Origin of the sequence: Polaribacter sp. Asnod6-C07, from assembly GCF_045063625.1 — a bacterium.
In the GTDB taxonomy this organism is placed as follows: domain Bacteria; phylum Bacteroidota; class Bacteroidia; order Flavobacteriales; family Flavobacteriaceae; genus Polaribacter; species Polaribacter vadi_A.
The window spans coordinates 139556-151282 of sequence record NZ_JBEFOF010000005.1 but is presented as its reverse complement, the minus strand read 5'-3'; the positions used below and the strand labels follow the sequence as shown (position 1 = coordinate 151282).

Genomic DNA, 11727 nt, shown 5'->3' with positions numbered 1-11727 from the left:
TTTCATAGAATAATTTTTTTTTTGAGTTTTTTTGTTTCATGGACATTGCTGTACTCTTCAAAAGTATATGAACAAATTCAACTTTTTTGCCACGAAAAAAACAGAATTTAAAACTATTGTTGCTATTTAACCTTTAATTAACAGTTATGCTACATTTAATTCATTTAACGCAACAATTGTTTTATAGTTCTTTTTTGTGTTGATATTTAATATATAGCATTTTTTAAAAATTAAGTGATTAAATGTAATTGATTTAATAGTAATTAGATGTTAATTTTTAGAATTTTTGTTAGTTTCTATTTCAGAAGGTAAGATGCCAAAATGTGCTTTAAAGCATTTAGAAAAATAAGATGGAGATGAGAAACCTACACTAAAACATGCTTCACTAATATTTGCATTACCTGCATCTAAAATTTGTTTTGCTCTTTCTAATCTAATTTTTCTGATAAACTCGTTAACAGTTTGGCCTGTTAAGGCTTTAATTTTTCTATACAATTGACTTCTGCTTAATTTTAATTGAGATGCTAATTCTTCTACACTTAAATTAGAGTCAGAAATATTATCATTTATATAATCTAATAATTTTTGTATAAACTCTTTATCTATAGAATTTGAGTTTATTTTTTCTTCAGCTCCACTTATTGCGCCAAAAAACTTATCAAAAATTAATTGTCTACTAGTTATTAATTGCGATAAACGTAGTTTTAATAGTTTTAAATCAAAAGGTTTTACCATGTATGCATCTGCACCGTTTTCTATACCTTCTATTCTGTTTTCAATTGTTGTTCTTGCTGTTAACATAAGTACAGGTATGTGGCTGGTTGATGCATCTGTTTTAATTAAATTACAGAACTGAAAGCCATCCATTTCTGGCATTACTACATCTGTAATTACTACATCTGGCAATGTTTCTTTAGCTATTTTTATACCATCTGTACCACTACTAGTGGCAAATACTTTGTACTCTGTACCTAATTCTAGCTTTAAATAATCTAATAATTCTACATTATCTTCTACAATTAGAATTGTTTTTGTTTTATTGAAATCAGTATTTTTATTGGACTCATTTTGTGTTTCTTCTGGTTTAAATAACAAAAACTCTTCTTTTAAAAACTCTTCTTCTTTTTTTTCTGATAGTATTTGGTTTTCATTATAATGCTTATTACCAATAGGAAGTAAAATTTTAAAAGTAGTACCTAAATTAAGTTTGCTTTCTACTTTAATAGCTCCTTTATGCAGGTGAACGAAATTTTTAACGACCTCTAAACCAATACCAGTACCACCTATATATGTTTTATTTTGATTCTCTACTTGGTAAAAACGGTCAAATATTTTTTCTACTTCATTTTCATTTAATCCAGAACCACTATCAGAAATAATAATTTCTATTGCTTTTACAGGTTTTTTATCATTAATTAAAGGTAAGTTGTATAAATTGTCATTAGATAAAAGTTCTATATTAATGGTGCCTCCATTAGGTGTTGCTTTTATGGCGTTAGAAAGTAGGTTAAAAATTATTTTTTCTAGCATTTTTTCATCTGCCCAAACTGTTAAATCTGGCACATCTGCATCTACACTTAATAAAATGTTTTTCTTGTTAGCTTCTTCTTGAAAATAACTAGATAAATCTTTTGTAAACGCAATTAAGTTAATTTTACTAGCTCTAACTTTCATTTTGTTATGTTCTAGTTTTCTAATATCCATCAATTCATTTATCAATCGATAAAGCCTGTCTGTGTTCTTGTAAATAATAGCGTGTTTGTTTTTAACGCTTTGTGGTAAGTTTAGTTCTTTATTGTTGATTAAATCTTTTATTGGGTTGATAATTAGGGTTAAAGGTGTTCTGAACTCATGAGAAATATTAGTAAAAAACTGAAGTTTGTTTTTATTTAATTCATCATTTTGTGTTTGTTGTAAGCGTTCATTTTTTAGTAATTCTTTTTCTTTTACACGTTTTTGAGTTAAGTTGTTTAATAAATATACACAAAAAAGAAAAGCAAGTGTGTATGCAATTATGGCTAAGTTAGTTTTCCACCAAGGAGGTAAAATGGTAATTTTAAGTTCTAAAGGTGTTTCATTCCAAATGCCATCATTATTAGATGCTTTTAGTTTAAAAGTATAATTTCCTTGATCTAAATTTGTATAAGTGGCACTTCTTTTTCTGCCAACATAATTCCATGCAGTTTCATATCCTTCTAAATAATAAGCGTAATTATTTTTTTCTGGCCTTGTATAATTTAAACCTGTAAATTCTATGGTAAATACAGATTGAGTATGAGATAAATTAATACTTTTTGTTTCTGAGATTACTTTTTGCAGTGGCGAGTTTTTTGTGTTTGGTATAACTTTTTCATTAAAAAGTTTAAAATCTGTTAGGTGCAAAGAAGGTATACTAGCATTTGTTTTTATTTCTTTAGGATTAAAATAGTCTAAACCTTTAAAATTACCGAAATACAAAATGCCTTTTTCATCTTTTAAAACAGCCCCAAAATTAAAATCATTAGATAAAAGCCCGTCATTAGATGTGTAATTTGTAAATTCTAAATTATTTACATCCATTTTGGTTAATCCAGAATTACCACTAAGCCAGATATTTTTATCATTATCTTCAATTATAGCTGCAATGTTTTCTTCAATTAAACCTTTAGATTTATTATACCAAGTATAAGTGTCTTTAGTTTTGTTGTATCTACAAAGACCAGAACCTCTTGTACCTATCCAAATATCATTTTCAGAAGATTCGTAGATGTATAATATATGACTGGCATCAGAAGAATTACCAAATTCTTTTTGCATTCTTTCTCCAAGAGAAACTACTTTAAATTTGTTGTCATTAATCTTTTTTATTTTAAACAAACCGTCTGCTGTACCTACCCAAATAATATCTTCAGAATCTACAAAAACGGTCATTAATTTATTACTTAAAGATTTTTGTTCTAAAAATTCTTTAGACTTGTGTTTTTTAAATTGATTTGTTGCTGGGTTGTAAGAATGTAGCCCTTCAAAAAAAGTTGCAATCCAAATAATTCCTTTAGAGTCTTCAGAAAAACTTCTAATTGTGTTTGATGAAAAAATATCTGGTTTGTTTTTTTTATTAAAATTAAGAAATTTTTTAGTGCCATTTTTAAGTAAAAAAATACCATTATCCCAACTACCTGCCCATAAATTATTCTTAGAATCTAAAAATAAACTTACAATATAATCTGAGTTTAAACCAGAATATACTTTGTTGTTTTGAGTATTTATATGTGTTATTTTTGATGTTTTTTGATTGTAAACATCAATACCACCACCATCTGTAGAAATCCATAAATTGTCTGATTTATCTTTAACAATACTTGTTACAGAAGCTGTATTTAGGGAATTGATTTTATTAGGTAAACTTTTAAGATTATTAAATTTATTAAAAAGATGGTCGCTAACAGCAACTCCACTATTAAAATAACCTAGCCAAATTCTATCATTTTTATCAATAAAAAGTTCCCAAATAGAATTATGAAGTATGCTGTTTTCTGCGGATTTGTTGTAAACGTAATTTTCTATGATGTTATCATTTTCATCTAGGTGAAAAAGCCCGTCGTTTTCTGTTCCAATCATCATAGTATAGTCTGATAATTGAATGATTTTTAAGATTTTTTTACTAGTAAAGTTTAATTTTTTTAGGTTGATGATATTATTGTTTCTATCATCAGTTAATTTACATTTATAAACACCTTTATCTCTTTGAAAACCAATCCATAAATTGTCTTTATTATCTATGTATAGATCTTCAATAGCAGCATCAATAGATTTATTATTACCAGTAAAAACCCTGGTGTGTATTAATTTATTATGTATAAAATCGACCTCTTTTAATCCAAGATTTGTACCCACAAAAGTTTTGCCTTGTTTTGTGTGTTTTATACTGTTTATGCTTAAATCTGGGGAGGTGCTATTTAAAATTCGGTCTGCTTCTAAGGTGTTGATGTTTAGTTTATAGAGCCCTTTGTTATCTGTGCCTATTAGTAAATTTCCAGAAGAATCTTCCTCTATAGCAGTTACATTTTCTTTAAGTGTGCTTGTTTTATTTATTTGTACCCTTTTAAATTGGTCTAAATCTCTTATGTAAAGATTTAATCCGTTTTCTGTACCACACCAAAGTCTATTTTTACTATCAATAAAACTACATTGTACAAGGTTACTACTTAAAGAGTTTGAGTTTTCGAAATTAAATTTATAAGCAGTATAATCAATACCATCAAATTTATATAAACCTGTTCCAATTGTTCCAATCCAAATAAAACCATAATGATCTTGTATAATAGAAGAAACAGCAACTTTAGGAATACCTTCTTTTATGTTTACAAAACTATATTCTTTATTAGTTTTCTGAGCATACAGTTTTATGCACAAAAACAAGATTATTAAAACATAGGTTTTTTTCATACTTTAAATTTGATGGTATTGATTATACAGTTTTATTGAAATTATTCACTCCAAATAGCTTCAATTTCTTCTAGAGATTTACCTTTTGTTTCTGGGATAAATTTATATGTGAAAATAATTATAATTATGATAAAGAAAGAAAAAATAAAATAAGGTAAAGAACCATTCCAAAAATTATTATTATTTACCTCGCTAACTGTAACCATAGGAAAAGATTGAGACACCACATAGTTACCTGCCCATTGAACTGCAACTGCAACAGACATAGCAACACTTCTAATTTTATTAGGAAACATTTCTGATAACACTACCCAAACCACAGGTCCCATTGATAAGGCAAAAGAACCAATAAAAATTAAAACACCTAACAGAGATAAAATACCAATTGACTCTTGCTGAATGGTAAAACCAAGAATTAAAAAACCAGCTAACATACCTATAGAACCAATGTAAACAAGAGGTTTTCTACCAAATTTATCTACAGTTACCATAGCTATTAATGTAAATATTAAATTAACAAAAGCTAATAAAACTTGTTGTTTTAAAATATCTTCTTTACCAAAACCCAAAGATTTTTCGAAAATATCTGCTCCATAATACAAAACTGCATTTATACCTGTAAATTGTTGAAGCAAAGAGAATACAGAACCTATAATTATGATTGTAATAATACTTTTAGATAAATAATTTACCTTTCCTTTTTTAGTTTCTTTTGCCAAAGATTTTTTTATTTCATCCACCTCTTTTTTAGCATTGTCTTTACCATGTATTTTAGTTAAAACAGCTAAAGCTTCTTCGTCTTTGTTTTTAAGTAAAAGCCACCTAGGACTTTTAGGAACCAAAAATAATGCACTTAAAAATAAACCACTAGGTATTAATTCAGACCAAAACATTCTTCGCCAACCAAAGGCTAAGTTTTCTGCTTCTGTTAAATTATTTCCTATAAAATAGGTGACTAAAAAAACGGCAAAGAAACCAATTACAATGGCTAATTGATAATAGGTGACCAATTTACCTCTTTTTTCTGCAGGCGCAATTTCTGCAATATACATAGGTGCATTCATAGAAGCAATTCCAATACCTAATCCACCAATTATTCTAAACACTACTAATAAGGTTACAGATTCTTCTAGAAAACTAGGTAATCCAGATCCCCAGGCAGAAAAGGTAAATAAAATGGCAGAAATAATTAAAGAAGTTTTTCTACCTAATTTTATACTTAAAGGGCCTGCAATAATTGCCCCAAATAAACACCCTAATAAGGCACTACCAACTACCCAACCTTTTGTGGCTGCATCTAGTTGAAAGTATTTGGTTAAGTAAAATTGTGCTCCGTTTATTACGCCTGTATCATACCCAAAAAGTAAGCCCCCTAAGGCACTAATTGAAGTTATTAATAGTAAAAATTTTACATTATTCATTTTGCAATACTGTTTATTTTATGATGTTTAAAAAAGACCTTTTCTTTAATTAAAGAATGTTTAAAGATAGGTTTACAACTTAAATAAGGGTGCAACATAATAAACATCTACTAACAGAAATGTTGCTTTTAGGTAAAAATAACGTAAAGATTATGATTTTAACGCTAAGAAAAGCTAGCTGTTTAGAAATATAAAATATACTTCTAAAAATATTATTTAATTAATAAAAATAAGAGATAAGTTTATAAATGAGTGTTTTTTTTTTTTTAAAGAAGATTTATAATTGTAAGTATATAAGTGTAAATTTTAGATACTTTTTTTGATGATGTTTTAAGATAAACAATATTTAATATGGATGTAATTTTTAGATATTAAAAATATAAAGAGATTTGTAAATTAAAATAGATTAGCAGTTTTTAATAAAAGACTTCTTTTATGTTAAAGTATTTAAAACATTAATAAAAATGCAATATTTATTTATATTTGTTAAGAATGATTGTTTAAAAAACAGTAAAAGCTTTTATTTGTTACAAAAAATTTAATTTTTTTCGACCATTTTTTTTAATCAATTTAATTCTTTTTTAAATCTAATTATAATTTTATAATAATGAAGTTTCCTTTAATTTCACTAGCTTTTATTTGTTTCGTTTCTAATTTTTCTTTTGCCCAATCTTTTTCTGATTTTCCAAAAGAATACAAAGTTTTAAAGGTAAAACCTTCTGATACAGATGCAAAAATTACAGAAGCAAATTCGCCACATTTGGTAGCTTATAATCCTAAATCTAAACAAGGAAAATTGTTTTTTTTTATGCCAGGTACAGGAGGAATAGCTCTAAGAGGGCCAAAAAAGTTGTTTGCAACAGCTGTTTCTCAAGGTTATCATGTTATTAATATTTCTTATATAAATAGACCAGCAGTTGCTCAAATTTGTAGAGGAGAAAACTTAGCAAATAACACTAAATGTACATCAGAATTTAGAACAAAACGTATTTATGGTGATAACGATTTTTCTTTAATTGATGATAAACCTCATGATGCAATAGTTAGTAGGCTAACTAAATTATTAATTTATTTATCTAAAAATGATAAAGAAGGTAATTGGGATGCTTACTTAGAAGATGGTAAACCAAAATGGAGTGAAATAGCTGTTTCTGGTCAATCTCAAGGAGGAGGGATGGCAGCTTTTATAGCACAAGAACATTTAGTGGCAAGAGTTATCGATTTTTCTGGAGGTTGGGATTATGCAGCCAAAAATGAAATAGCAAAATGGTATTTTAATAAGAGTGTAACTCCTACTAATTTGTGGTATGGTACCTTTCATGTTACAGAACCTAAAGCGAAAACAATTAAAGAAACTTATGATGCCTTAGGAATTCCAGAAAACCATATTTATCCTTTTAATTTAGCTGTTCCAGAAGGAAAAAAAGGACATTCTAATGGAGTTAGAAATATAGGATATAAAGCTCAATGGATTGAGTTATTAGGAAAAGGAAATTAAAATGGATGTTTTTTAATCATTTAAGTTAAATAAAATCGTTCAAAACAAAATATATGAGGCTATCACTTCTAGTTCTAATATCATTTCTCTTATTTACATCTTGTAAAGAACAAAAGAAAGAAGCATTAAAACAAAAACCAAATATTATCTTTTTATCTATTGATGACTTAAGAGCAGATTTAGGTTCTTATGGTAATAAAGAAATAAAAACACCAAATATAGATGCATTATCTGCAAGTTCTATGGTAATGTTAAATACCCATTCTCAAGCAGCAGTTTGTGCACCTTCAAGAGCAAGTACAATGTTGGGGTACAGGCCAGATTCTACCAGAGTTTGGCATTTGGGAGATAAGTTTAGAGAAATCAATCCTAATGCTGTAACAATGCCTCAGTATTTTAAAAAAGCGGGATATCATACTGTAAATATTGGTAAGATTTTTCATAATTATATGCCAGATTCTATTTCTTGGGACGAGCCAGATTTAAAGCCTTATCCATATAATACCAAAGAATATTCTAAAAGAGATGCAGAAACATATTATTACACACCAGAAGCGTTAGCAGATCAAAAAATAAAAAGAGAAATTTTATTAGAAAGAAGAAAAGGAAAAGTAGTTTATGGTGATGGATGGAATAGAGGACCTGCATTAGAAAGTGCAGATGCTCCAGATTCTTTGTATTACGATGCTATGCAAACAAAATTAGCTTTAGCAACTATTGATCGAATTAAAGATAAAAAAGAACCTTTTTTCTTAGGGCTTGGTTTGTACAGACCACATTTACCATTTGTAGCGCCAAAAAAATATTGGGATTTATATCCTGCAGGATCCGTTTCTCCTGCAGCAAATCCGAAGTTGCCAAAAAATGCACCTATAATGTCTGCCAATGCAAATTACGAGTTAAGAGCTTATACAAACCCAACTAAAATTGGAAGACCAGAAGATGCACCTTTACCAGAAAAATATGCAGATTCTTTAAAAAGAGGTTATTATGCAAGTGTAAGTTTTATTGATGCTTGTGTTGGTAAATTAATAGCAGGATTAAAAGAAAGAGGATTGTACGAAAATACTGTTATTGTTCTTTGGGGAGATCATGGATGGAAGTTAGGAGACCATAATGGTTGGGGAAAAATGACCAATTTTTATATAGATACTCATGTTCCTTTAATTATAAAAGGAGCACATCAGCAAGAGGGAAAACGCATAGAAGCATTGTCTGAATTGGTAGATATTTTCCCTACTTTATGTGATTTAACAGGTGTTAATAAAGCAGATTATTTTCAAGGGACTAGTTTAACTCCTGTTTTTAAGAACCCAGAATTAGAATGGAAAGATGCAGTTTTTACACAATTCAGACGAAGACCAAGAATATCTAAAGACGGACAGGAATACATGGGGTATTCTATGCAAACCAAACAATACCATTATATAGAATGGTATCATTGGGACAATGTTAAAAAAGAAAAAGGAGATTTTGCAGCTACAGAATTATACGATCATTTTGTAGATGTTAATGAAACTGTAAATGTTGCAGCAGATGAAGATAAGGCTGAAATTGTAAAACAACTATCTATTCAATTATCAAAAGGATGGAAGGGAGCATTGCCTAAAAGTGTATTATAAAATTTATGAAAAAAGTAATTTTAAAAAATATAATATATTGTCTACTGTTTGTATTCTTTATTTCTTGTGATAAAGTAACTGACAAAAGCAAAACATCAGAAAGTACCAAAACAAAAATGGAACAAAATAAATTACCACACAAAGAAATGAATAAATTAGGGTTGATTGGTGGAACTTCTTGGCATTCTACTATAGAATATTATGCTGCAATAAATCAATCTATAAATGATTATTATGGTAATAATACAAATCCACCTTTATTGGTTTACACAATTAATCAAGCAGAAGTTCATCGATTACAAAAAATTAATAAATGGGATGCTATTGCAGAAATGTTAAAAGAAGCTGCATTAGGATTACAAAAAGGAGGAGCAAAATCAGTAATGTTTTGTGCAAATACACCACATAAAGTGTTTGATATTGTACAAAAACAATTAGATCTTCCCATAATTCATATTGGAGATGCAACTGCAACTGCAATAAAAAATAAGGGAGTTAATCGTGTTGGTTTTTTGGGTACTATTTATACAATGGAAGGTGATTTTATTACCAAAAGAATTGCAGATAATAATGTTGAGGTTTTTGTGCCTGAAGAAAAAGAAATTCTTACTGAATTACAACGAATTATAGAAGAAGAACTTACTTATGGTATTATAAAACCAGCATCTAAAACTTATGTTTTAAATGTTATTCAAGAATTGGTAAATAGAGGATCAGAAGGTATTGTGTTAGGGTGCACAGAATTTCCTTTAATGATTTTTGATGATGATTTAGAAATTCCTATTTTTAACACTACTAAAATACACTCAGAAGCAGCCGTAAATTATATTTTAAAAGAATAAGTTTAAAAAGATAAATTTGTCAGAAATTATATTCTAATAAAGACTTTAAACTCATTGGGTTCTCTGTATCCATCAAAATTAAATTTTACTAGAATTTTTTTTTAGTTTTCGAGGTTACATTAAATTTTCTGATAATTTATTTAAACTTAGTTCTCTCTTTTGTTCTGTTTTTTATTTCAGTATAAGTTTTTTGAAAACTCCCTAAGGCAACAACAAAAATATCCTCTAAAAATCGTATAATTTCTTTCATTCGAAGAATTCCTATGTTTTTCACTTCTGAATGTTTGAAGATATTAATTTAATTAAATCGGATCTGATTACATTTCAGATTGATTTTTTTTTTTTTCAACTAGATTTTTAAAATTATCATAAAAAAAATTGATCATTCATAGTGCTTAATACTTCTATTTTTTTTGCAAAAGCTTTTAATAAATTATTTGAAATGATTGCAGTACTTTCAAATAATTACTTGTAAAAACTCAGCATCTAAATAATAATGATTGTGGGTTAGATAGTTCTAATGATAAAACCTCTCAAAAAGCCTTCAGGCTGTTTACAATACCTTAAAAATGAAATAAAGTGTTTTCTTAATAATTAAATGAGATATAGTTTTGATTGAATTAGATATAAGAATAATAAAAAAGAAGAGCCAAATTAGCATTCCTAAAAATCATCAATTATTCCTAGTATTATGACTAAAAACACAAAAGAACATAGAAGTTTTGCTAAAGATGTATCATTTCTTCAAAAACATACAGATATTGTTGTTTTAAAAAATGATAATAGTGCAGTAGCTGTTGCTCCTTTATTTCAAGGGCGAGTTATGACAAGTACTACCAATTCAGTTGAAGGTACTGGATTTGGATGGATTAACAAAAAAGTAATTGAGACAGGTTTTTTATCAGAAGAAGAACGTAAAGGAAGAATAGAAAATCAAATTTATGTATTTGGAGGAGAAGAGCGTTTTTGGTTAGGGCCAGAAGGTGGTCAATTTTCTATTTTTTTTAAAAAAGGAGATAATTTTGATTTTTCTAATTGGAAAACACCTGCAGTTATAGATACAGATGCTTTTACTTTAGTAACTAAAACAGAAAGTACAGTTAAGTTTAAACACAGTTGTGAGCTAATTAATAAAAGTGGAACTATTTTTAAAATGGGTATTGGACGTACTGTTACTATTTTAGAAAAAAAATCTATAGAAAATATTCTTAAAAAAGATATTTCTACAAAAATTGAATTTGTAGGTTATCAAACAAATAATCAAATTACAAATACAGGAGAAGTCGCATGGATTCCAGAAACAGGGTTACCATCTATTTGGATATTGGGAATGTACAATCCATCTCCAGAAACAATTGTAGTTATTCCTTTTAAAGAAGGAAATGAAATTGAATTAGGAGAAAAGGTAAATGACGCATATTTTGGGAAAATATCTGAGGAATACTTAATAACAAAGGAAGATGTTTTGTTTTTTAAAGGAGATGGAACCAAAAGAGGTAAAATAGGTGTGGGAGCTAAAAGAACACAAGGAATTGCAGGTAGTTATGATGCTAATGGTAAAGTATTGACTTTGGTAACTTATAATATACAAGAAGCACCCAATGGTTATGTTAATTCTTCATGGGAATATCAAGAAGAACCATATGTAGGAGATGTATTAAACGCATATAATGATGGTTCTCCAGAACCAGGAGTTCCTCCAATGGGACCTTTTTATGAGTTAGAAACTTCGTCACCAGCAGCAGCATTAAAACCTAATGAAACTATGGTTCATATCCAAACCACGATTCATTTACAAGGAGAAGAACAAGAATTAAGTGAAATCTCAGAAGCAACATTAGGTGTTAGCTTAGATGAGATTATAAAAATGTTCTAATTTAAAGTTCGTTAAAAAGCAACATAATCATTTTTTGTACAGT

General features: G+C 28.1%; 7 protein-coding genes. 4 read left to right on the top strand and 3 right to left on the bottom strand.

The genetic code is table 11. The features are described 5' to 3' along the window. Positions 1 to 270: 270 nt before the first annotated feature. Positions 271 to 4425 (bottom strand): two-component regulator propeller domain-containing protein, encoded by a 4155-nt coding sequence (locus ACJJVK_RS00740; RefSeq protein ID WP_405562278.1) that lies wholly within the window; start codon positions 4423 to 4425, stop codon positions 271 to 273. A 41-nt stretch (positions 4426 to 4466) separates the two neighbouring features. Continuing rightward, positions 4467 to 5846 carry a sugar porter family MFS transporter gene (locus ACJJVK_RS00735; protein ID WP_405562277.1) on the bottom strand — a complete coding sequence of 460 codons (1380 nt, stop codon included), beginning with the start codon at positions 5844 to 5846 and terminating at the stop codon, positions 4467 to 4469. Between the two features lie 607 nt (positions 5847 to 6453). Here ACJJVK_RS00735 and ACJJVK_RS00730 point away from each other — a divergent pair. From ACJJVK_RS00730 to ACJJVK_RS00720, 3 genes are read left to right on the top strand one after another with little or no spacing between them, the layout of a single operon-like run. Beyond that, complete coding sequence (locus ACJJVK_RS00730) at positions 6454 to 7344, top strand: BPSS1187 family protein (RefSeq protein WP_405562275.1); 891 nt, start codon at positions 6454 to 6456, stop codon at positions 7342 to 7344. Between the two features lie 53 nt (positions 7345 to 7397). Next, positions 7398 to 8966: a sulfatase gene (locus tag ACJJVK_RS00725; protein ID WP_405562273.1), complete on the top strand. Its 1569-nt coding sequence runs from the start codon at positions 7398 to 7400 to the stop codon at positions 8964 to 8966. Between the two features lie 5 nt (positions 8967 to 8971). Next, positions 8972 to 9808 (top strand): aspartate/glutamate racemase family protein, encoded by an 837-nt coding sequence (locus tag ACJJVK_RS00720; protein WP_405562271.1) that lies wholly within the window; start codon positions 8972 to 8974, stop codon positions 9806 to 9808. 136 nt (positions 9809 to 9944) lie between these two features. Here the strand turns inward: ACJJVK_RS00720 and ACJJVK_RS00715 are convergent, their stop codons facing one another. Then, positions 9945 to 10082 (bottom strand): RteC domain-containing protein, encoded by a 138-nt coding sequence (locus ACJJVK_RS00715; RefSeq protein WP_405562269.1) that lies wholly within the window; start codon positions 10080 to 10082, stop codon positions 9945 to 9947. A 417-nt stretch (positions 10083 to 10499) separates the two neighbouring features. On the opposite strand from ACJJVK_RS00715, the gene ACJJVK_RS00710 reads away from it, so the two are divergent. Continuing rightward, entirely contained in the window at positions 10500 to 11684 is a 1185-nt protein-coding gene (locus ACJJVK_RS00710; RefSeq protein WP_405562267.1) for a DUF6786 family protein, read from the top strand. Positions 11685 to 11727 lie beyond the last annotated feature (43 nt).

Coding starts and splice junctions, on each gene's coding strand:
- ACJJVK_RS00740 (WP_405562278.1), bottom strand. CDS start 4,425: ATGAAAAAAACCTATGTTTTAATAATCTTGTTTTTGTGCATAAAACTG.
- ACJJVK_RS00735 (WP_405562277.1), bottom strand. CDS start 5,846: ATGAATAATGTAAAATTTTTACTATTAATAACTTCAATTAGTGCCTTA.
- ACJJVK_RS00730 (WP_405562275.1), top strand. CDS start 6,454: ATGAAGTTTCCTTTAATTTCACTAGCTTTTATTTGTTTCGTTTCTAAT.
- ACJJVK_RS00725 (WP_405562273.1), top strand. CDS start 7,398: ATGAGGCTATCACTTCTAGTTCTAATATCATTTCTCTTATTTACATCT.
- ACJJVK_RS00720 (WP_405562271.1), top strand. CDS start 8,972: ATGAAAAAAGTAATTTTAAAAAATATAATATATTGTCTACTGTTTGTA.
- ACJJVK_RS00710 (WP_405562267.1), top strand. CDS start 10,500: ATGACTAAAAACACAAAAGAACATAGAAGTTTTGCTAAAGATGTATCA.